We start from the raw sequence: 20,723 nt of genomic DNA on the forward strand, positions 1-20,723 counted from the left end.
CTCCCTTGCGCAGACGGCGAAGCGGGTACTGTCATCTCTTCCCCTGCTTCAACGCCAGGCAACGGCGCTTGCAAGAATAGTCTCGATCGCTTTGATGGTTGCCCGAACTGACCCGGGCTGCAGTTTTTCATAAGCATGAAGTGCATAAACAGGCGTTGGTTCGAGCGTGTGTTTGCTAAAAAGAGGCACAAGCCTTTTTGCGCGCAGGTCTTCAACAACGCCTATGTCCGGCAACAGTGCGACGCCCAAACCTTCCCTAGCGAGTGCGGCGATGGCTTCTACGGTGTTGCTGCGAAAGCTTGTTTTGAAACAAAGCTTTATCGGATTGCCACCTTCTTGAGATTGAAGGATGTGCTCCAGATTCTCAGGCTCACGCACGTGTGCAATGTAAGGCAGTGACTGCGCCCATTCCATGAAGGCCGGATCGTCGGCAGAAGGTGCAGCATCGAGCAGTTCAGGGGCAACGCAAAGCACGTCCCTCAAAGCGCCGACACGTCTTGCCTTCAAACTGCTGTCCGGCAGTTCGCCAACAGTCAGCGATACGTCAATACCCTCGGCAACCAGATCAAGCCGTTTGTCGTCAGCGATAACCTGCGGTGTCAGATGCGGAAACTGCCGCCTCACAAGCGCCATCGCCGGTGCTATGACAGTTGCAATCAATGCGTGGGGCGCGGTGATCGTGATCGGTCCAGATGGCCTGGCGCCAAAGGCTTCCATTTCCGTTTGCGCAAGTCGCGACAACGCAATCAGCTCTTTGCACTTCTGGTAGTACCGTTTGCCTGCAGGCGTGAGTGACAAACGTCGCGTCGTGCGTACGGCCAGCTTCACATCGAGCTGGGTTTCAAGTCGCTTCAGATTTTGGCTGACCGCCGACTTTGCCAGGTTCATATCTTCCGCAGCACGGGTAATCGAGCCAGTCTCAACTACAGTGACGAACGTTTGCGGCAAAACGGATAACATCATTTTTTGTTCTCTAAAAATGAACAGTATTTTCTTTTTTATACTCTTTTTGGAACAATAGAAACAACTCAAATTAGCGGCACCGGAATTCAACACGGAGCCGATCATGATCCACATTGTTACCTTTGAGTTGACCTCAGCAGACGGGGCGAGTGACAGCCTCGCCACCTGCCTGGAAACCATCCTGCCGGAGACCCGTCGTTTCGAAGGCTGCAAAGACGCTGAATTCGCCCTTTCTGAAAGCGCGCCTGCCCAGGCTTTGCTCATCGAGAAATGGCAATCGAAAACCGCCTTTGAAGCCTATCTGAACTGGCGCGTTGAAAGCGGCGACTATGCAAGGCTGCGCAAGCTTCTCGCCGCCGAACCTGCCCTCACTCACTTCACCCAAGCCTGACACCTACATTAGGGAACCAGACCAATGAAACTGAAACATACACTCACCGCCATTGTCGCAATCCTCGCCCTGACCGGTGGACAAAGCTTCGCGCAGGAAGCACAGACGCGTGCTGCGAGCGAATACGAACTCAGCACCGCCGTTGCAAAGGCCAGCCGTGCCTGGCGCGATGCCTTCAATGCTGGTGACGCAACCGCAGCTGCAGCGCTTTATGAAGAAGACGCTATCATGGTCGCCAAACCGTTCGGAACATTCAAAGGCCGTGACGCCATTGAAGCGTTCTGGACAAAACTCATTGAAGATGGATTTGATGATGTCGTCTACTTCAACACATCAACCACAATCGTTGACAAAAGTCTGACCTCCGCGCGCGTCGCGGCAGATTGGAAAATGAACAATGCACAAGGGATCATCACCAATGAGCATTGGGTCCTGCAACCTGACGGCAGTGTCCTGTTGCGCGAAGATCATTTCGAGGTTGCTCAGTAAAAACGGAGGCCCTATCCATCGCCTTTGAGCACCTCCTAACTCCCTCGAAAGGCTCCACTCCCGACCTGCGCGTCCGAGAACGATGCGTGGGTCGATTTCGAGTACGCCGATGCGACAATGGAAAGAGCTCTGAACACTTGCATTTGCTGCGTCGCCCCGCTCCTTCACTGTGATTTTTCACAATGTATCCAAGATTAATTGAATTTTTTTGGTGCGTTTTATCCAGTTGTAAACGGTCTATACGGTAGTCCTGAAGGTCAAAAGAACGGATTGGCCCCGATATGATCGAAGATATTCTTAATCTCGCCCAGGAAACCACGCCGGAAAAACGCCATCAGCTCGTCGAACATGTTACCGAGCTGTTTGTAAATGGTGCGGACAGTTACCAGACCGAAGAGATCACACTCTTCAATACGGTGCTTGAAAAGATGTTGCCGACGATGGAGCGGGAACAGAAGAAAGACGTGTCCGAACAGTTGGCCCCGATCGACAGCACGTCAACGGAGATTGCCAACCAGTTGGCCCGCGAAGAGATCGATATCGCCCGTCCGATGCTAACCCAATCCAAAGCACTGGCAAGCGAAGACATTCTCCGTTTAGCCAAGACAATGGGGCAAGGTCACCTGCTGGCCATTTCCAAGCGCGACAATCTTGAACCAAAGGTCACCGACGTTCTTCTGGAGCGTGGTGAAAGCCCGGTCAAACAGTCCGTTGCCGCCAACTCCGGAGCAGAATTCTCCGATTGGGGCTCCCGCCTGCTCATCAAGCTCGCCGAACGCGATGACAAGATCCGCGACGCGATGATGGAACGGGCAGACGTCAGCGAAGCGGACTATGAGAAGCTCATCGCACAGATGCCGAGCGAGCAACAAAAGCGCATTCGTGAGATGCGGTCGCAAAACGAAGAACTCATTCACGACCTCTTCCACAAGGCAAGCAAGGTCGTTGCCAGCTCGAAACTGGAACGCAAGGCAACCCGGATCGACTCCAAGGCTGTCCTGAAAGAAATCCGTGCCGGCCAGCGCACGCTCGGCAAGGCCATTACCAAACTGGCACTGTCAAACAACCTGCTGGATATTTGTTTTCTGCTCGCAGAAATGGCTGGCCTGGAACAGAAATACGTCACCAACGTCATGGTTCGGTACGACGCAACAGGTGTAGCCGTTCTTTGTCGCGCACTTGGCGTGGACAACACAGACTACACCGCATTGTGCAAGGCACGCGCCATGCACAACAAGCAGCCGCAATCGACCGTGGAAAACTGGATAAACGACTATCAGTCGCTGACGGACCGGGATGCGCGCCGCCTGCTGTCCTTCATGAAAATCCGCCTTTCATCGCTCGAAAGCGAGGCAGCTGCCTAACTCAGTCAGCTGCCTCTCCTGAGGGCAGGCTCTATTTTGCGTCTTCGCGGGTCACAACAGCAGCACCAGCTTCCAGTGTCCGATGGACTGGACACTTGTCGGCTATTTCAAGCATGCGCGCGCGCGTTTGGGCATCCAGATCGCCTTCCAGAGAGATAACGCGCTCGAAGCGATCGATCTTGCCGCCCCGGGCTTTCTGCTCCTCAGAGCACTCCTGGCAATCGGCCGCATGCACCTTGTCATGAAAAACCCGCGTCCCGATGCGGTCAAGTTGCAGCCCCTTGCGGTCGGCATACATGCGCAACGTCATCACCGTACAGGCGCCGAGAGCTGCCGACAGGTAGCCGTAGGGTGACGGGCCGCTGTCCAAACCGCCATAAGAAGTCGGTTCATCGGCAATCAACCGATGATGGCCAGCAGCAACCATCGCCTGGAACTTGCCCTGCCCCGTCTCGACGACATCAACGCCTTCCGATACCGGGGCATTCTTCGTCCCTTCGTCCATGTCGAGATATCCACTTGCCCAACCGGCGATGACACGCGCCGCATAGGCCGCGTCCTCGCTTCGAGTGAGCAGATGATCCGCCTTGTCGAGCGATACAAAACTCTTCGGGTGTTTGGCAGCGACGAAAATACTGGTCGCGTTGTCAATGCCGACTGTTTCATCCAGAGGCGCGTGCAGAACAAGCAACGGTTTGCCGAGTTTGGCCGTTTTTGATTTCACGGACTGCGCCTCCAGATCCTCCAGAAACTCCTTCCGTATGGTGAAGGTCCGGCCTGCGAGATCAACTTCGCCAAGGCCCTTTTCCCGAATTTCGTCTTCCGCCCCTTTGAAATTGTGGATCACATGATCGGCGTCAGAAGGCGCTCCGATGGTCACCACCGCGCGCACTTCAGGAATGTCGCCAGCAACGCTCAAGACAGCAGCTCCCCCAAGGGAGTGGCCGATAATGAGCTGCGGTGCTTCGTAGTTCTTGCGCAAAAAGTCGGCGGCCAGCTTCAGGTCTTCGACGTTGGAAGAAAATCCGGTGGACGAAAAATCACCCCCACTGCCGCCAAGTCCAGTGAAGTCGAAGCGAAGAACTGCAATACCCTCGGCCGAAAGAGCACCAGCAATGTGGCGCGCGGCAGGGATGTCTTTTGAGCAGGTAAAGCAATGAGCGAACAATGCAAATGCCCGAATCTTGCCAGCCGGAAGATCCAACCGCGCCGCCAGTTTTGCACCATGCGCGCCGTCAAATTCCAGTTTCTGCGGTCGACTTGCCATATCAAGGCCCTCCAGCGTTTGTCTGCGCCAGAGGTAAGCACGAGCAATTGCCATGCAAGTCACGCCTTGGTGTGAACAGTGTGATCCGCACTCACAGGCGCTGAGCCGGCTGCAAAGTCAGTCCGTTTTTTCCAGCAAGGCTTTGAGGCGCTGCTCTTCTTCAGCTGAGAGTTTCGTATGCGCCGAGCCTGCCTCGGCCTGCAATCGTTTCGAGCGCCCTCGAAGCGTCAGGACAATTGCGATCATGCCGGCGATCAGGGAAATCGGGCCAGCTGCCCACAAAAGGATCGTATGCCAGGCAAGCCTGGGCTTCAGCAAAACAAATTCGCCGTAGCGCGACACCAGATAGTCGATCACCTGCTTGTCGCTGTCACCAGCCACAAGCCTTTCGCGTACGAGGACCCGCAGGTCTTTTGCCAAAGGTGCATCGCTGTCATCAATGGACTGGTTCTGGCACACCATGCAGCGGAGTTCAGCTGAAAGCGCTCGTGCACGCTGTTCCAAAACCGGGTCATCCAGGACCTCGTCCGGTGTGACAGCGTTTGCAGAGGGAACCATCAAGCAGAAACTCAGGACGATGGCTGAAAAGTATGTCTTCCACATGGGTCTACTCTGCCGGTGCTGGCGCTGCCGCCGCGGTGCGTTTTCGTGAGGGTTTGGGCGCGCCGACGCGAAGACGCCTGTCAGCCATCGAGAAGACCGCCCCGAGTGACATGATCACGCAGCCAATCCAGATCAATGTGATCATCGGCTTGAAATAGACCCTGACATCAACCGCGCCATCGCCGCGACTCTCACCAAGCGACAAATAGACCTGAGAAAATCCGGTCGTGTAAATCCCGGCTTCCGTCGTTGGCATTTGCCGCGCGGTATAAACCCTTTTGGATGGATCGAGTTCGCTGACAACGACTCCACCTTTGCGGATCGTGAAGTGACCGACCTCTTCGGTGTAGTTGGGTCCCCGCCTGGGAGCGGCTCCGTCAAAGGTTACCTGATAACCGGACAGCTCAACCGAGTCGCCGGGACGCATTGTCTGAATGTGTTCTTCCTGAAAAGCGGATGCGGTCACAATACCAAGAACCGTCACCCCGACACCGAAATGCGCAACCGCAGTTCCCCAGGCTGAGCCCGGAAGTCCCCAAAGTCTGGAGATGCCCCGCTTCAAGCCGATTTCAAACAGCTTCACGCGCGTCAGGATCTCAGAAACCGCACCGGCCATGACCCATACACCCAGACCGACACCGAGCGGCGCCAGGACCTTTTCCATGCCCCAGAGCCAGAATGTGAACAGGGTCATTGCCAGCGCAATACCCAGTGCAACGTAAAGCCTCTGACAGGCCGCCAGCAGGTCCCCTCGCTTCCAGGAGAGTATCGGTCCGAAGGGAACCGCCATCAAAAGCGGTATCATCAACGGTCCGAATGTCAGGTTGAAGAACGGTGCGCCGACGGAGATCGTTTCACCCGTTATCGCGTCCAGCACCAGGGGATAAAGCGTGCCGACAAAAACGGCCGCGCAGGCGGCTGTCAGGAAGAGGTTGTTCAGAACAAGCCCTCCCTCCCGACTGATCGGGGCAAACAATCCGCCTTGCTTCAACATCGGCGCACGCCAGGCATAAAGCGCCAGAGAACCACCGATGAAGAAGCACAACAAGCCGAGGATGAACACACCACGCGCAGGGTCGGTAGCGAATGCATGTACTGAGGTGAGGACACCCGAACGGACAAGGAAGGTTCCAAGAAGCGAGAGCGAAAAGGTGAAGATCGCCAGCAGGATCGTCCAGACCTTCAACGCTTCGCGCTTTTCCATGACGATGGCGGAATGCAAAAGCGCAGTCCCGGCCAGCCAGGGCATGAAACTGGCATTCTCAACCGGATCCCAGAACCACCAGCCACCCCAGCCGAGCTCGTAGTAGGCCCAGTACGAGCCCATCGCGATGCCGAGTGTGAGAAAGCACCAGGCAAGCAGTGTCCACGGGCGGACCCATCGTGCCCACGCGGCGTCAGTCCGCCCCAGGATCAGGGCAGCAACCGCGAATGAAAAGGTGATGGAAAACCCGACATAGCCGACATAGAGAAGCGGCGGATGGATTGCCAGGCCAATGTCCTGAAGGATCGGATTGAGATCCGCGCCTTCCAGCGGCGGGTTCACAACCCGCTGGAACGGATTTGACGTTGCCAGAAGGAACAGTATGAAACCGGCGGTCACCCAGCCTTGAACGGCAAGGGTCAGAGCCCTGAGATCAGCCGGCAGGTTGCCGCCGAAAAAGCCAACCAAGGCGCCGAAAAACACCAGGATAAGCACCCAGAGCAACATCGACCCTTCGTGATTGCCCCAAACCCCTGTGAACTTATAGAGGAACGGCTTTGCCGAATGTGAATTCTGCACGACGTTCAGAACGGAAAAGTCAGAATTCAGGTAAGCCAGGGTCAGGACAATGAAGGATATCAAGACCAGGATGAAAAGCATCACGGAGACTGGAGAGGCAACCGCCATCAGCCGTTCGTTTCCCGTGATACCGCCCCAGAATGGGATGATGGATTGCACCAGCGTCAGAGCGAACGCGAGTACCAGCGCATAGTGTCCGAATTCGATGATCATCGTCGGCCTTTAAGTCCCGTCCATTTCGACCGCAAATCTAGTTTGCCGTCGCCTCTCCACCTTGCCAGTGCCCTTGATCCTTCAGGGCTTCGGCAACCTCCTTGGGCATATAGTTCTCGTCGTGTTTTGCCAGAACGCTGTCTGCGACGAAAATACCGTTGGTCCCGATGATACCTTCCGTGACAACACCCTGCCCCTCACGGAAGAGATCCGGCAGAATACCTTTATAGGACACCTGAACCACGTTCTCCATGTCGGTCACGCGGAATTCAACCTGAGCGTTGTCAGAGCGGACGATGGAACCTTCTTCGACAAGACCACCCAGTCTGATGCGTTGTCCGTCGGGGATCGTGTTTTGCGTGATGTCAGTTGGACTTTGGAAAAAGACGATCTGATCATTTAGGGCAAATAGGATCAGCCCAAGCGCCACGGCCAGAACGGCACCAGCCGATCCGATCAGGGTCAATCTCATTTGTTTTCTTGTCATGGCTTTGCGTCCGAATTTCAATTGCGAAGTCGTTTGGGCCCCCAAATGTCCCTCACTCGGCTCCGTTCATGATCCAGTTAAGCCCAACTGATCGGCAGCGTCCTTGATCAGAGACAAATCATCCGGATTTTCGGCATAAGCCGTCAGAGCATCTTTCAAGGCGGTTTCCGCCTTCTGTTTTTCACCTAGAACCATGTAAGCGCGCATGAGCTGGTTCCATTCATCCACGCTTCCGCCTTCCGCCGAAAGCCGCTCGGCAAGACCGGAAACCATTCCCTGGATCATGGTCTGGCGATCTTCAGCTGTCATATCTGATGTGGCGGCAACATCTTCTTCCGTGGGTCCTGGCCGATTCGCGAGCGGAGGGGCTGTTCCTTGAAGTTCCGCAAGTTGAGCGCGCGCCGCCCCCACCCAAGCCTGCGTTTCATCCTCGCCATCAAGGAGCTGTTCCCAGGCAGCTATCGCCTCATCCGTCCGACCTTCCTGTCCAAGTGCCATCGCCAGGAAAAAGCGTGGTTTCACCGCTTCGGGTTGCAGGCTCACTGCCTGGTCAAAGGCCTTTCGCGCATCTGCTGTCACCAGGCCCTGATTGGCAATTGTGAGCGCTTCACCCATGTCGGTCAGCCAATCGGCATTCGGACCGACAATGCGAAGCGCGTTCGCATAGGCTCTTGCCGAACTCTCTGGTTGCCCAATGGACATATAAACCGGTGCAATCACCGCCCAGCCCTGGCCGTCTTCGGGATTTTCGGCAAGGTGCCGCTCAACGCGGGCAACCAGCACATCAACAGACTGGCCCTGCGCAGGTCCTTCGAGGCGCGCTGAAAGCGGCTGGTCCGGCTGATCCGGTGACCCGAGGAGGATATAGAGGCCGAAAGTTGCAGCCGGCAGGAAAACAATTGCCAGGCCGATTGCAATCTTGTTCTGGAGAGACCTCTCGCTCTTTTCAACTGTTTGAGTCTGCCGCTCGTTAGCCGACAATAGACGGCGCGCGATCTCCGTACGCGCTGCCTCGGCAGCTTCCGGCTCGATCAGCCCCCTTTTCAGGTCGCGGTCCACTGTTTCAAGCTGTTCGCGATAAACAGCCTCATCCGCCTTTGAAGCGGCGTCGGCAGGTTGGCGGTTTCTTGAAAGCGGAACGAGAACCGCAAGCGTTGCGGCTGCCGTCAATGCTGCAATAAGGATCCAGAACATCATGGGCGCACTATAGACTACCGGCAGCAGACAAATGCAAGGCGGCTGTCCTGTGACCGGCGGTCGCGGCTCACCAACCAGTAAGAAGGTACGTTCAACAAGAATTTGGAGATGTCTTCAGCGCCGCCCGAGTGCGCTGGCGACGAGCTTTCGTTCAGGGTTTTTGGGCGCAGCACCCTCTTTCGGCGAACCCTTGCCGACCGCAGACTGCCGGCTGCGCCGCAGCTGTGCGGCATAGTCGGCTCCGAAGTAGATTTCAGAGAGCATGATCGCCGTGTCCGCCGCAGCCGTGTTTGCTTCCAACTGCTGGCCCTTTGCCTTCCCAAGGTCGGTGATCAGGGAACGGGTCATGATTTCCAGCGTCTGCTCGACGGCCTGGCGGGTCCGCTTTCCTATCTCGTTGACAGCAAAAGTTTCCGACGCATTGCGCACCATCGCGACGACCCGAAGCGCCCGAACCGCTTCATCGACAGCAGACTGGTCCACCACGAGATTGCCGCTCTGGTCATGCTTGGGAAGCCGCAAGGCGCGTCGTATGGCCCCGTGGGCCCCGTCAAGTTCACGTGTGACGACACCGGAGATGCTGCGCTTGGTTTCCGACAGCTGCTTGTGCCACTTTCCTGTAACCGTCAGATCGATGTCGCGTTCCACGCCACGAACAAGGGAGTGATACTCCGAAAGTGCTTGAGAAAACGCGACGGGATCCGGATTGTGATTACGGTGTTCGAACGCAAGGATCTGCAAGCGTTCGGCCTCGCTCATGACCACATCGACAAACGGGGCGAATTGCGACCCTGCAATGGCTTTCGGATCGTCGTCTCCAACGAGCCTTCCGGCGAAGGTGCACAGCGCGGATGGTGTTTCGGATCGCTCGACCAGTGCTGCTGCGAGCACGGGCACGTGATCGGGGAAACGCGCAGAGCATTTGTCGACCAGTCGTAGAACATCCATGTCTTTCTTCAAACGATGTTCATTGATCCGGTCTGGTATGTTTTGCAACAGGGGCAACAACCACTTTTCGGCGGAAAAAACCTTCAGGATATCCCTGACTTCAGCAACACCCCGTTCGCCGCCGAGTTCAACGCCAATTCGCCGATGCTCTTTCTCTGAGATTTCGGCGCGATGCAATGCCTCACTGATCAGCTCGACGGATCGGCTGCGCAAAGCCTGGACAAGAGCATCAACCCTTTCACCGCTTACGGTCGCATTGCCGGCTTGCTCCAGGACGATCTTTACATCGGTCGCCATTACATCCCGACAAAGCCATGCCCAGACCTTGTCCAGGATGCCCCGGTAAATCCGGCCTTCCTGCCTGTTCGGCAGAACCTCGTTGATCAGGAAGTCATCCAACGGCGAGAAAAACATCCGCTGGATCTGGCCGCGCCGCTGCGCCCCGCCCTGCATATCAGGCGTCACCTTTTGAGGTTTTCGAAGTAATTTTACAGCTGCAGCAAGAATAAACTGAATGTTGGGATCTGCGTTCTTTTCGGTTTTGGCGCGTTCCAAATTACGGACCAAAGCCTCAACCGCCTGAGGACTGAGGCTGCCCAAATATGACTTTAATTTGGTTTCAAGCTTGTCCGAATATACCATTCACAGCGTCAACATCGCGATCTCAATCCGACAGATGGTATCCGCAGAGACTTAAGCAATTGTTGAGATAGCAAGTAGCTGTTTGATAATTCTTGGGAATTGCTTTCTAAGATCAAGACCGCAGAACGACCATCAACCGATGACTTGCCACTTGCCACGATCGGTCTCACAGGCTGTTCCCCGTGCCTGCAGGATTTGCCCTCGCAGAACCATTTCATGAGTGAACTCACGACAGCCTGTCTCATTCACATAATAAACCGGACCAGGACGCACCTGGCCACTGCGGCCGGTACGGTCATTTTGCCAGGCCACTGACACGCCGACACCCTTGGCCCGCAACGCCCGGTTCTGAGCATCTTCTGCCGCCCGTCGGTCCGAAGGTTCGAGCGCATCTCCGAACTCGTTGTTTACGAGCACTGAAATTGCTGCGTTGGCTTCAGAGCCTGCGACATTCGCGTTCGGATCGCCGAAAAACGACCCCAATCCGCTGGTGTCCTTCGTGCCGGATGTCATGGAACAGCCGGCCAGAGCGGTGAACAGAGCAAGACATATGGCACTGCGAAAACGCATGCGTTGAAGCTCCCAGAGCACCGTAAGGCGGCAAGTCTGCCGACCGCAGGGCTGTTGCTCGATTTCCAGTTACCAGAGCATCTTTTTGATCGTCACTTGAAGGTGACATGCCCCGGTGGGTTTGAGAACCGGCCTGAACCGGTGGGTGAATCATTGATATTTTCAATTTGTGGCCGAACTTGGCCACAAACCGGAATATGAGCACATGATTTGCGATTAAGCTTATCACAGTCGCTTTATAAAACTGGCATGGAACACTTAAAAAATCGCCTATTCCCTGGTGAGCGACGGCAGGATGAGTTTCGCCTTCAAACCGCCCAAATCCGACCCGTCCAACGTGAATTTGCCGCCGTAAAGCGCAGCAAGATCCGCAACGATCGACAGGCCCAATCCAGTTCCAGGAACAGTTTCATCCAACCTGCGGCCACGTTTGACGGCTTCAGCGCGCTCTTCGGGTGTCAATCCTGGACCGTCATCTTCGACGGTAATTGAGAACATGTCCCGGTTGGTTGTCGGGTCCAGTAGCGTTTCGACTTTTACCGCGACCTTCGAAACAGCCCATTTGCAAGCATTGTCAATCAGATTACCGCCCATTTCTTCCAGATCCTGGCTCTCTCCACGGAACCGGATCTCGGGTGCCTGATCGAACGTCACCGCAACGCCTTTGTCGCGATAGATTTTGTCCATGGCTCGGATCAGACGGGATAAAACCGGTTCGGTCTCGCACGAAACGCCGATCACCCGGCGCTGTGCAGCCATGCGAGCCCGCTCCAGGTGATGCTGTATCTGCGTCGACATGATAGCGGTCTGTTCCGAAACCTTTTCGGCAAGCGGCCCACCGGACGCTCGAGCCTCATTGGAAATCACCGACAATGGGGTCTTAAGCCCGTGGGCGAGGTTGCCAACATGGGTACGGGCCCGTTCGACAATCTCCCTGTTGGAGACAATCAGAGCATTGAGTTCCACTGCAAGAGGCGCAATCTCGCGCGGCAGAGCTTCATCAATTCGGTCTGCCTCTCCCTGACGCACTGCGCTTAAAGACGCGCGCAAACGTGACAATGGCCGCAAACCGACGCGAACCTGAAGGAAAATTGCCAGAATCAGACCCAGTCCGACGACGCAGAGCGTGATTGCGACCATCCGGCTGAATTCGGCAATATCGGCCCAAAAACCCGCCGTGGCAGCACCAACAGCAATGATGTAGGGCACGTCTTCTATGGAAATCCTTTGCTGCAACACCCTGATTTCATCGCCAGTCGGCCCGGTGATGAAACCAACCGCGCTTTCCGCGTCTCCAATGTCCGGAACGTTTAACGGGTCACCGACAAGCGATTCAGAGGCATAGAGGATCGCTGAACTGTCCGCCCGCCGCACAGTCCAATACCAACCTGACAGTGGCAGCGAAAATCTTGGGTCGCCGCGATAGGTCGGCGCAGTCACGCGTGCAGCAGCTTCAGGCGCATCGGCATCGGTCTCCAGCATTTCGGAGATCAGCGCCTTGATATGAATTTCCAGCTGCGTGTCAAAAGCACGCTCGCTTGCCCGCTGATACAGGCTGACAAGAAACACGCCTGCAAGGGCCAGAGCAATGGTTGACCAAACAGCCGCGACAAGAACGAGCCTGGCTGCGAGCGACCGCTGCGGCCGCGCTTTGACGTTTGGAGCCTCTTCAGCCGGTTCAGCTGTCACTGGCGTCTCCGAGGCGGTACCCAAGCCCTCTTATGGTTTCTATCAGGTCTGATCCGATTTTCTTGCGAAGACGGCCAACAAAGACTTCGACTGTGTTTGAGTCCCGATCGAAGTCCTGATCATAAAGATGTTCCGTCAGCTCCGTGCGGGAGATGACCTTGCCCTGGTGGTGGAGAAGGTAGGACAAAAGCCTGTACTCGTGAGAGGTCAGTTTGATGGGATTACCATCAACCGTAACCCTGCCAGCCCGAAGGTCGAGCCGAACGGGGCCGCACGTCAATTCATTGGAAGCATGACCGGCCGCGCGCCGCACCAGCGCCCTGACGCGCGCAAGGACTTCCTCCATGTGGAAGGGTTTTGCGACATAATCATCAGCGCCTGCGTCGATTCCAGCTACTTTGTCCGACCAGCGGTCGCGCGCGGTCAAGATCAGAACCGGCATTGTGCGTCCGTCGCGACGCCAGTTTTCCAGGACAGAGAGACCATCGAGCGTTGGCAGGCCAAGGTCGAGAACAACTGCATCATAGGGCTCCGTATCGCCCAGAAAGTGTCCGTCCTCGCCATCCGTGGCGCTGTCAACCACATAACCTGCCTCTTCGAGAGCGGTAACCAGTTGGCGGTTCAGATCCGTATCATCTTCAACAACGAGAATGCGCATGCGTTTTGACTTCGGGCTTTCATAATTGGAACACTCCGGCAATTCTCAATCCGAGCCGCCGGACAACAGGGAATATCCTCTAGCGACTGGCGTTGACTGTGACCGTCGTCACCTTACCGCCCTTCAGAACCGACAGCTTGTAAACATAGCCGCCGCCCTGTTGGCACAGTTGTGCCTTGACGATTTCCCCGCCAGCACGACCCGCGACTGCGCCGAGGGGCGCTGCCTTGCCGCTCGCCACCGCATCGCGGGCCTGCGCCTGAGACAGGCAGGCCGCGCTTGCCGGGGTCACGGCGGCAAAAAACACGATTAAAAGGGCAACGAGCTGTTTCACGTTTTCGGTTCCGGTTCTGCCTACGATTTGATGATCAACGTGTAATCAAATTCACATGAACGCAAGCTGAACCATCCCTTTAGAAAACGGAAACCACCACCTTCTCAGAAATCCTTAGCCGAGAAGCATGTCTTCGGTTTGCAAATCGTCATAGCGGCCCTTGAAGTGCTCAAAGACCTGAAGCGTCCGCCGGGCGATTCCGGTCCAGCCAAAAACACGCCGTGCAAATCTTGCGCCTTCAACGGCGAGCGTTTCCCGGATCCAGGGATATTGCATCGGCATATTGACCATGGTGGCAAATTCTTCAGGTCTTTTGGGATCAGCGATTAGCGCGTGTTTTCCAAATTCGATTTGTTCAAAAAGGCCGCCGTGAACAGTGACGACTGTCGGGGTTCCGCAAGCCATGGCCTCAACCGCAGTCATTCCAAATGGTTCGTAACGCGATGGCAGCGCAAATATCCCAGGGGCACGATAAAGATCTGCAAGGTCTTCGTCTTCGACATATCCGCGCCAGCTGATCCGGTCGCCAACCCCCATGTCGGCAGCCGTCTGTTTCCATTGGTTCAGGAGAGCGATGTCGCTTTCGGAATTCGCACCTGCGGCCAGAACCAGCCGGGCGTCCGGTTGAAGTTCCAGAATTTTGGGCAAGGCTTCGATAATAAGGTCATAGCCTTTGTTTTCCGCAGCTCTGCCGACCACGTAGATGTCGGTGTCTTTCATGTCGTGCCGGGCCCTGGCATCCTCAACTTTACCCGGCGTTGCCGGCATGAACCGGCCCTCGTCAATCCCGGGCGGAATCATGGTGATGTGCTCTTTGGGCAGCTGATAGTGTTCGACGATGAGATCGGTCTGCTGCTCAGTCGTTGAGATCACATGATCGCAGTTCCTGTAGAGAACAAATTCTCTCTGAATGCGCTCCTCGAACCGGTAGCCAGCCATCTCCTCGTCACCGGCGCCGGTCATGTCATGTTCTTTCCACCAGCCAAGAGAGTGCGGTGTGTGTATGTGCGGTATCTGCAGTTCTTCCGCGATTTTCTGTCCAGACACGCCTGCATCCCAGTAGTGGCTGTTGATCACGTCATAATGCAAGTTCTTGGCGCGTATCATGGCCAAAGCGTTCGTGACAAAATCGCCGTACCAGTCGTGCATGTCTTCCTTGCGCACAAACTCCTTACCCGCAAACGGCACTCTGACAACCCGCAGGTTTTCATTGATAATATCTTCAGCTGGCTGGTCTTCGAACTGGCGCGTCATGACATCCACCCTGTAGCCGAGGCGTGCGAAGCGCTTAGCCAGCTCCAGAACAAAAACAACCTGACCACCAGTGTCGGGTTTGCCCAACTCTGGCGAGCCGGCGACATAGCCATGTAATGAAATCATCAGCAGTGAACCGATGTTTTGCTTAGTCATGAGAGATAGCCTTCTTTCGCGTTTGAGACTTCATCCCTCCCAGGCATTCTATTTTTGTTTTCGAAGGCTTTTTCAGCATTCTTCATCGGTCAGTAGACCAAATTCTATCAGTCCCTCCATCACACCGGCCGCATGACAGGCTGTTGCGTGATAGGTTTTTTCCCTCGGCATGGCGGCAATCAGCTCACTACGTGCGTTGCCAACGGCAATTGCCCTGGCAGCGGCAGTAAAAAGCGCAAGATCATTTCCGGAATCTCCGGCAGCGATCGTGCGGGACGGTGCGATCTCAAGGATGTCTGCCAAATGCATCATGGCGGTGTCCTTGCCACCGCCAGGCGCCAAAATGTCCAGGTCACTTTTTCCCGAATAGACCGAACGGAACGGTATTCCCTGATCCGTCAGAGCATTCAACACACTGTGGACCGCATCCTTGCCGGCAACCTCAAAACTTGCCTTTCCACTTGTCTGGAAGGCACTTGAATGAGCAGCATATCCCATATCTGTGACGAGTTTGCGGACACGCTGGTCCGGCCATTCCTTGAACTGTTGCTGCCAGCTGTCGAGCCAGGCACCTCTTACGCGGATTTCAGTACCTAGTCCGGTGATGACCGCTTCAGGTTCAAAATCTTCGGGGAAATACGTCGAAATGGTTTCATCAACGCTTTGCCAGGGTCTGCTGGAGTTAAGGGCCAGCGACAGGGTATTCCGACGTTCTTTCAAAGCCTGCCAAAGCTTTCGCAAGGCCTCGCTGTTCCCGGTCAGCGTATCGTCGATGTCGCAGACCAGGAGCCACGGCTCTGACACATCGGCAGCTTCGCTCATCGCGTGTCCGCCTCGTCTTCAGGCGCAAGATAAGTGGTCGTATAAACCCGTTCCGCGGTGTCTTCACTGACTGGCCTTCGCAAAGTTTCAATTGCGAGATCTTTCAGGCAAACAGCTGCGCTTTCGACATAAAAACCAATACCGCCTTCGTGGAAACTGTCGTCGACCAGACTTAAGACGACATATCCGTCGATCGAAAACTCGATATACATGCCATGGGCAACAACTTCGATCTGCCATGGTCCTTGGTCGCTGCCGCGAAAATGCGCCTCCTGAAGCGGCTCATATCGGAATGCGTGCTCAAATTCCGGTGTCGGATTTGCGCTCCACGCGCGCATTTGCGCAATGCCATTCACCAGATCGAGAGACAGATAGTATCCGTCGCCCTCTTCGTTCATCCGCAGTACGAGACCCGTTTTTCCAGACCCTTCAAGCATCAATTGTGTACTCAGCCTGAAATCCTGATGATGACCGGGAAGCAGATAGGCCTCGTAGCCGCTTGTACAGGCCAGATGAAGGCCGTCGGGTCGATCTACGGCCGTGGCATACTTGTTTTCATAAAGTATCTTGCATTGATACGAGGCTGTAACGATCTCTCGGCCCGTCACCAGGTTGTCAAACCCTCTGTAGGATCTGACTTTCAAACGCCCAGCCTTGTCGGTGTCCAGCTCTTTTGGAGGCGGCAGCAGTTTTTTGACCACTTCGCGTCCGTAAACATTCTCGGTCTTTGAAAAGAAATTGAATAAGAGCAATCGATCTTCGGTCTGACAGATGCGACCAGCGTAGTTTCCGGAGGGAAGCAACACGTTGTCAAAGAAGTTCTCATACGGCCCATCCCAGGACTGCGCGTACCAATAGTGGATCTTTGTGTCTTCTCGGATCGAACCCATCAGATAATAGCGGTCGTGAAGCCGGAAGAGGTTCGGAACCTCAACGTCGTCATAAAGGCCAGGTCGATGCAAAGGAGCCTCAAACGAAAACCTGTCAGGTGCCGTCTCGCGCGCAAGCCCGACGCAACCGCGCCGAATGACCGGCCCGTCCTTGACGCGCGCCGCGCTCAAAAGCAACCGGTCTCCGCTATGCCGATCATGATAGAAAAACGGGTCCCGGAAGCTGACCCAGTGCCGTCCCTCGTCAATCGAGCTTTCGTAATGGGGTGCTGGAATCTCGAGTGGATAAACACCCTGATTGCAGCGCTCCCATTGGTAGAGATCTCTCGAGCGCGCCAACCCAACCCTCTGGACACGGCCAAATTCAGAACGGGCGAGGCCCGTATAGAACATGCGCCACTCTCCCGCTTTGTCGGGGTCCGGCGTGACATGCATCGTCCAGAGCATGTCGTCGTCCCACTCTCCAGGTTCTCCTACAAAAAGCGCGTTCTTTACGCGGCGCCAGGTCATGCCGTCGGAGCTGACTGCGTGGGCAATGAAATCGTGATTTGGAAGAACGAGATGAAAAAGATGGAATAACCCATCGTGATAAACGACATCGACGTCGCCGATGTCCGACCTCAAAAATCCATGGGATGCGTACATGTCCTAAGCCTGCCCCAGGTGCTTGGCGGGCTTCAAGTCCTTCGGCAATATTTTTTTGCAGCGCAACAATTCCAAAGGACCGACCATCGGACCGGGTGGCTCTCAAGCCGGTTTCTCAGAAGCTTTTTTCAAATGTCGATTGTGTCTGTTCAACGGCGAAGGACTTCACGCGTTAACCGCCCGCAAACGCATCGCGGGCGGCATTAGAGCATCGCTTCATCTTTATGCATCGCAAGTCGTGAAGACATGCAGCGCCTTAAAAAAGGCGTCGAGAGCTTTGAGTCTTGAGTGCGTCCACAAACTCTTCAACGCTCATCCGTTCGCTCAAGGCTCTTAACATGAGTTGCTTCTGGGTTTCAGGTGCAAGGCCGCCGACCGGGGGATCGCTGTCCAGATTGGTGGGAAATGAATACCCTTCTGCGCAGGCGGAAATTGCTGCCTCAAGTTCTGCTTGCTCCAGATCGCCAGCTTTTACCCTTTCAAGCAGGACAGGATAGAGGACAGTACACATCGATTGCCTGTCGATGTTTTCCATGGCTCTTCCGAATGCAGACGATATCTGCAGCAGATTGGCCATGCGTTGGATATAGCTGCTGATGTTTGCGCCCGCTGCATGAAAGAGAGCCGGATTGAAGAACAACGCATCACCCTTTTTCAAAGGTAGCTGAACATAGGCTTCTTCAAAGAACTGCTTGAACGGCTCTAGCCGGTAGGCCGCGTATCCCGGACGATAGAGTTGAGAAAACGGCAACAGCTTTGTCGGACCGCTTTCAACCGGCATATCCAAATGAGCAATGCCTCCTTGCAAGGTCATCACCGGTGATAGTTCGTGCACATGTGCCGGATACCGTGCGCAGATTTCTGCGGTCTGGAAACCCAGGTGATAGTCCCGGTGTGCCTGCTGTGCAGCGCCCCCCGGTCGCACCACGTTGACTTGGGCCGTCATCTGATAGTTGGGTCCAAGCCAAGCCTCACAGACCGCGTCGATTGCCGTGTTGGCAAAATAGGTGGCGAACACTTCGGGCGAGGCCATGCACAGCTTCTGAAGACTGTTCCATATCCTGTCGTTTGCCCCGCTTGCGGCAAAATGATCTGCCCCTCCGCCGGTGGAATGCTTCTCCGCCTCGATAACCCGATTGAATATCTCGGTGGCTTGATCTATGGCCGTGACATCCGCATAGGCTCCATCAAGGACGAGCACACCAGCTCCGTCCATCAGCACCTTTGCCCATTCGGCCATAAGACGCTGACGTGAATGAGTTCCACGCAACACATCTTGCAAGTCCGCGACCCGATAAATCGGTATGTTTGATGCTACTCTTTCCGCGTGCGGCACAGCGGCCGGATCGAGCTGACGCCCGACAAGTTCCTTGAACTCTTTGATGTCACAATCAACAGCATCGAAATAGCCGCTCACAGCCACTCTCTGGTCCATCTTTTCCTCCCGGGCATCCGTCAATCTGCCAGAACCAGAAGATTATCAGAAATCGATCTTGCGTCGCCGACATGATCCATCAAGAATCCATCAAATGACACATCGGTTTCCCATCAAGGAGATCGCACTGCAGGCCGGCCTGAGCACGGCGACCGTAGATCGCGTTCTCAACAGACGACCCAATGTCAGCCCTCAGACCCATCGCCGGGTTCATGACGCAATCGAAGAACTTGGCCGGCAGGAAGGCCAGCTGGCGGCGAAGGGTCGTCGTCTTTTCATCGACGTGGTCATGGAAGCACCTGCCCGTTTCAGCAGGGAAGTTCAGCTGGCCAGTGAAGACGTCCAGAAACAGCTGGCTCCAGCGGCGCTCAGAACGCGATTTTCAATCGCTGAGACGATGACCTCTGCCACATGCGCGGCAACGCTGGACAGGATCCGCAAACGTGGAAGTCATGGCGTTTGCCTGAAAGCCAGAGACACTCCTGAATTGCGCAGCGCCATCTCTCGCCTGACAGACAAGCGCATTCCGGTCGTCACGATGTTTACCGACATCACCGGTTCTCAGAAATTGGCATATGCTGGGTTGAGCAATCAGAATGCGGGAAAGACCGCCGCCTATCTCATGCTGAAACAGCTTGGCCCAGCGGACCGGGTTGTTCTGACAATTCTCAGCCAGCTTGCATTTCAGGGCGAAGAGGAACGATACGACGGGTTCCGGTCAGAACTGGGTCGGTCGCGGCCTGATATTGAGGTCATTGACGCCAGCGGTGGCGGCGGACTGAACACTGCAACAGAGCGTGCGGTTGCTGCGAAAATCCGGTCCATACCCGAAATTGCCGGCGTCTATTCCATGGGCGGTGGCAACCAAGCTGTCTTGAAAGTCCTGGAAAGCGCCGGAAAGACGCCGTCGGTTTTCGTCGCCCATGACCTTGATGAAGACAATCTTGAACTGCTTCGTCAGGAGAAGTTGACTTTCGTCCTGCATCACGACCTTCGCTCCGATTTGAGAACGGCCTTTCGACACATAATGGCATTTCATGGTCTCGGCGCGGCGCCAACCACATCTCTCAGCGACATTCAAATCGTTACGCCGGTCAATATTCCAATGGCTTTCAAATAAGTTGAGGCTTTGTGGGTCCTGGAATCCAACACAATTCGGATGACTGAAATCCACCACCTGTCTGGGGTCTCACCCAGACGGGCATAGTCTGCCCACGCAATTATCGTCCCGGGTCCTTGCTCTCCATTGAGCGATAGAAGTCCTTCAAGGTCTTGCCAGGCTCCGCCTTGAACTTCTCGCCGGTTTCCCGCAGTTCGGATATGCGGTCGAGACGAAACATGCGGAAGTCGTGACGAAGTTCACACCAGGCAACAAGTGTCCAGACCTTGCCCCAGAACCACAGACCAAGAGGACGGATCACCCGGTCAGAGGCATCGCCTTTTCCATCGCGATACGCGATTGAAAGACGCTTGCGCGTGTCCGCTGCATTTTCAAGAAAATCGATGTGTGACCTAACCTGAGGTGTCATCTCCGGCGCAAATGCGTGGATTTGCACCTCATTTTGCCTTACCCGCAGCTTGTCAGGCATGACGGCATCGATCTTGATCATGGCCTCTTCGGCTGCACGGGCCATGGCTGCACCTCCCCAGGCGCGGATCAACCGTGCACCGGCAAGCAACGCGACAATTTCATCTCGTGTGAACATGAGAGGTGGCAACTCGTAGCCATCTCGCATGATGTAACCGACACCCGCAGCTCCCTCGATGGGGACACCGGAGGCCTGCAAGTCGGCGACATCGCGATAGATGGTGCGTTCCGATACTTCCAGCCATTCAGACAACTGTCGTGCCCGGACAAGCCGGCCGCCACGCAGATATTGAACGATCTGAAAAAGGCGGTCGGCGCGTCTCATGCTGCAAGAC

Annotated in this window: 20 protein-coding genes; 4 read left to right on the top strand and 16 right to left on the bottom strand. The window is 55.5% G+C overall.

The features are described from left to right. Positions 1–48 precede the first annotated feature (48 nt). Entirely contained in the window at positions 49–963 is a 915-nt protein-coding gene (locus FIV00_RS21165; RefSeq protein ID WP_209006646.1) for a LysR family transcriptional regulator, read from the bottom strand. A 103-nt stretch (positions 964–1,066) separates the two neighbouring features. Here FIV00_RS21165 and FIV00_RS21170 point away from each other — a divergent pair, with 103 nt between their 5' ends. The 3 genes from FIV00_RS21170 (at position 1,067) to FIV00_RS21180 (ending at position 3,207) form a co-directional block, all read left to right on the top strand. Beyond that, positions 1,067–1,354 carry a putative quinol monooxygenase gene (locus FIV00_RS21170; RefSeq protein WP_152502618.1) on the top strand — a complete coding sequence of 96 codons (288 nt, stop codon included), beginning with the start codon at positions 1,067–1,069 and terminating at the stop codon, positions 1,352–1,354. A 24-nt stretch (positions 1,355–1,378) separates the two neighbouring features. Then, a complete protein-coding gene (locus tag FIV00_RS21175) occupies positions 1,379–1,843 on the top strand; it encodes a nuclear transport factor 2 family protein (protein ID WP_152502619.1) in 465 nt (154 codons plus the stop codon). A 281-nt stretch (positions 1,844–2,124) separates the two neighbouring features. After that, on the top strand, positions 2,125–3,207 hold the full coding sequence (locus FIV00_RS21180; protein WP_152502620.1) for a DUF2336 domain-containing protein: 1,083 nt from the start codon (positions 2,125–2,127) through the stop codon (positions 3,205–3,207). A 31-nt stretch (positions 3,208–3,238) separates the two neighbouring features. Here the strand turns inward: FIV00_RS21180 and FIV00_RS21185 are convergent, their stop codons facing one another. The 14 genes from FIV00_RS21185 to FIV00_RS21250 form a co-directional block, all read right to left on the bottom strand. Further along, entirely contained in the window at positions 3,239–4,474 is a 1,236-nt protein-coding gene (locus tag FIV00_RS21185) for a bifunctional alpha/beta hydrolase/OsmC family protein (protein ID WP_152504369.1), read from the bottom strand. 117 nt (positions 4,475–4,591) lie between these two features. Next, positions 4,592–5,077 (bottom strand): cytochrome c-type biogenesis protein, encoded by a 486-nt coding sequence (locus FIV00_RS21190; protein WP_152502621.1) that lies wholly within the window; start codon positions 5,075–5,077, stop codon positions 4,592–4,594. A gap of 4 nt (positions 5,078–5,081) precedes the next feature. Further along, a complete protein-coding gene (locus FIV00_RS21195; RefSeq protein WP_152502622.1) occupies positions 5,082–7,073 on the bottom strand; it encodes a heme lyase CcmF/NrfE family subunit in 1,992 nt (663 codons plus the stop codon). A gap of 37 nt (positions 7,074–7,110) precedes the next feature. Further along, a complete protein-coding gene (gene ccmE, locus FIV00_RS21200) occupies positions 7,111–7,560 on the bottom strand; it encodes a cytochrome c maturation protein CcmE (protein WP_152502623.1) in 450 nt (149 codons plus the stop codon). Between the two features lie 66 nt (positions 7,561–7,626). Further along, positions 7,627–8,757, bottom strand: coding sequence for a c-type cytochrome biogenesis protein CcmI (ccmI, locus tag FIV00_RS21205; protein ID WP_152502624.1), 1,131 nt, complete (start codon positions 8,755–8,757; stop codon positions 7,627–7,629). Between the two features lie 114 nt (positions 8,758–8,871). Further along, complete coding sequence (locus FIV00_RS21210; protein ID WP_209006647.1) at positions 8,872–10,272, bottom strand: hypothetical protein; 1,401 nt, start codon at positions 10,270–10,272, stop codon at positions 8,872–8,874. A gap of 207 nt (positions 10,273–10,479) precedes the next feature. Beyond that, complete coding sequence (locus FIV00_RS21215) at positions 10,480–10,917, bottom strand: RT0821/Lpp0805 family surface protein (RefSeq protein ID WP_152502626.1); 438 nt, start codon at positions 10,915–10,917, stop codon at positions 10,480–10,482. Positions 10,918–11,187: 270 nt separating this feature from the next. Further along, a complete protein-coding gene (locus FIV00_RS21220; protein ID WP_152502627.1) occupies positions 11,188–12,606 on the bottom strand; it encodes an ATP-binding protein in 1,419 nt (472 codons plus the stop codon). Next, complete coding sequence (locus FIV00_RS21225) at positions 12,596–13,264, bottom strand: response regulator transcription factor (RefSeq protein ID WP_152502628.1); 669 nt, start codon at positions 13,262–13,264, stop codon at positions 12,596–12,598. The genes FIV00_RS21220 and FIV00_RS21225 overlap by 11 nt, the downstream gene beginning before the upstream one ends. Positions 13,265–13,343: 79 nt before the next feature. Then, on the bottom strand, positions 13,344–13,598 hold the full coding sequence (locus FIV00_RS21230) for a PepSY domain-containing protein (protein ID WP_173006090.1): 255 nt from the start codon (positions 13,596–13,598) through the stop codon (positions 13,344–13,346). 114 nt (positions 13,599–13,712) lie between these two features. Beyond that, positions 13,713–15,008, bottom strand: coding sequence for a glycosyltransferase (locus tag FIV00_RS21235; RefSeq protein WP_152502629.1), 1,296 nt, complete (start codon positions 15,006–15,008; stop codon positions 13,713–13,715). A 72-nt stretch (positions 15,009–15,080) separates the two neighbouring features. Then, a complete protein-coding gene (locus FIV00_RS21240) occupies positions 15,081–15,830 on the bottom strand; it encodes an HAD family hydrolase (protein ID WP_152502630.1) in 750 nt (249 codons plus the stop codon). Continuing rightward, the gene (locus tag FIV00_RS21245; RefSeq protein ID WP_152502631.1) at positions 15,827–17,365 is read right to left on the bottom strand and encodes a glycosyl hydrolase; all 1,539 of its coding nucleotides are present in this window, start codon (positions 17,363–17,365) and stop codon (positions 15,827–15,829) included. The genes FIV00_RS21240 and FIV00_RS21245 overlap by 4 nt, the downstream gene beginning before the upstream one ends. A gap of 256 nt (positions 17,366–17,621) precedes the next feature. Beyond that, entirely contained in the window at positions 17,622–18,800 is a 1,179-nt protein-coding gene (locus FIV00_RS21250) for a phytanoyl-CoA dioxygenase family protein (protein WP_152502632.1), read from the bottom strand. Positions 18,801–18,894: 94 nt separating this feature from the next. On the opposite strand from FIV00_RS21250, the gene FIV00_RS21255 reads away from it, so the two are divergent. Next, a complete protein-coding gene (locus tag FIV00_RS21255; RefSeq protein WP_152502633.1) occupies positions 18,895–19,920 on the top strand; it encodes a LacI family DNA-binding transcriptional regulator in 1,026 nt (341 codons plus the stop codon). Positions 19,921–20,020: 100 nt separating this feature from the next. Here the strand turns inward: FIV00_RS21255 and FIV00_RS21260 are convergent, their stop codons facing one another. Beyond that, entirely contained in the window at positions 20,021–20,713 is a 693-nt protein-coding gene (locus FIV00_RS21260) for a YafY family protein (protein ID WP_152502634.1), read from the bottom strand. Positions 20,714–20,723: the final 10 nt, after the last annotated feature.

The organism is Labrenzia sp. THAF82, assembly GCF_009363435.1.
Classification (GTDB): domain Bacteria; phylum Pseudomonadota; class Alphaproteobacteria; order Rhizobiales; family Stappiaceae; genus Roseibium; species Roseibium porphyridii.

Bases quoted from the DNA above. Each gene is read 5' to 3' on its own strand.
- FIV00_RS21165 (WP_209006646.1), bottom strand. From the start codon at position 963: ATGATGTTATCCGTTTTGCCGCAAACGTTCGTCACTGTAGTTGAGACT.
- FIV00_RS21170 (WP_152502618.1), top strand. From the start codon at position 1,067: ATGATCCACATTGTTACCTTTGAGTTGACCTCAGCAGACGGGGCGAGT.
- FIV00_RS21175 (WP_152502619.1), top strand. From the start codon at position 1,379: ATGAAACTGAAACATACACTCACCGCCATTGTCGCAATCCTCGCCCTG.
- FIV00_RS21180 (WP_152502620.1), top strand. From the start codon at position 2,125: ATGATCGAAGATATTCTTAATCTCGCCCAGGAAACCACGCCGGAAAAA.
- FIV00_RS21185 (WP_152504369.1), bottom strand. From the start codon at position 4,474: ATGGCAAGTCGACCGCAGAAACTGGAATTTGACGGCGCGCATGGTGCA.
- FIV00_RS21190 (WP_152502621.1), bottom strand. From the start codon at position 5,077: ATGTGGAAGACATACTTTTCAGCCATCGTCCTGAGTTTCTGCTTGATG.
- FIV00_RS21195 (WP_152502622.1), bottom strand. From the start codon at position 7,073: ATGATCATCGAATTCGGACACTATGCGCTGGTACTCGCGTTCGCTCTG.
- ccmE (WP_152502623.1), bottom strand. From the start codon at position 7,560: ATGACAAGAAAACAAATGAGATTGACCCTGATCGGATCGGCTGGTGCC.
- ccmI (WP_152502624.1), bottom strand. From the start codon at position 8,757: ATGATGTTCTGGATCCTTATTGCAGCATTGACGGCAGCCGCAACGCTT.
- FIV00_RS21215 (WP_152502626.1), bottom strand. From the start codon at position 10,917: ATGCGTTTTCGCAGTGCCATATGTCTTGCTCTGTTCACCGCTCTGGCC.
- FIV00_RS21225 (WP_152502628.1), bottom strand. From the start codon at position 13,264: ATGCGCATTCTCGTTGTTGAAGATGATACGGATCTGAACCGCCAACTG.
- FIV00_RS21235 (WP_152502629.1), bottom strand. From the start codon at position 15,008: ATGACTAAGCAAAACATCGGTTCACTGCTGATGATTTCATTACATGGC.
- FIV00_RS21240 (WP_152502630.1), bottom strand. From the start codon at position 15,830: ATGAGCGAAGCTGCCGATGTGTCAGAGCCGTGGCTCCTGGTCTGCGAC.
- FIV00_RS21245 (WP_152502631.1), bottom strand. From the start codon at position 17,365: ATGTACGCATCCCATGGATTTTTGAGGTCGGACATCGGCGACGTCGAT.
- FIV00_RS21250 (WP_152502632.1), bottom strand. From the start codon at position 18,800: ATGGACCAGAGAGTGGCTGTGAGCGGCTATTTCGATGCTGTTGATTGT.
- FIV00_RS21255 (WP_152502633.1), top strand. From the start codon at position 18,895: ATGACACATCGGTTTCCCATCAAGGAGATCGCACTGCAGGCCGGCCTG.
- FIV00_RS21260 (WP_152502634.1), bottom strand. From the start codon at position 20,713: ATGAGACGCGCCGACCGCCTTTTTCAGATCGTTCAATATCTGCGTGGC.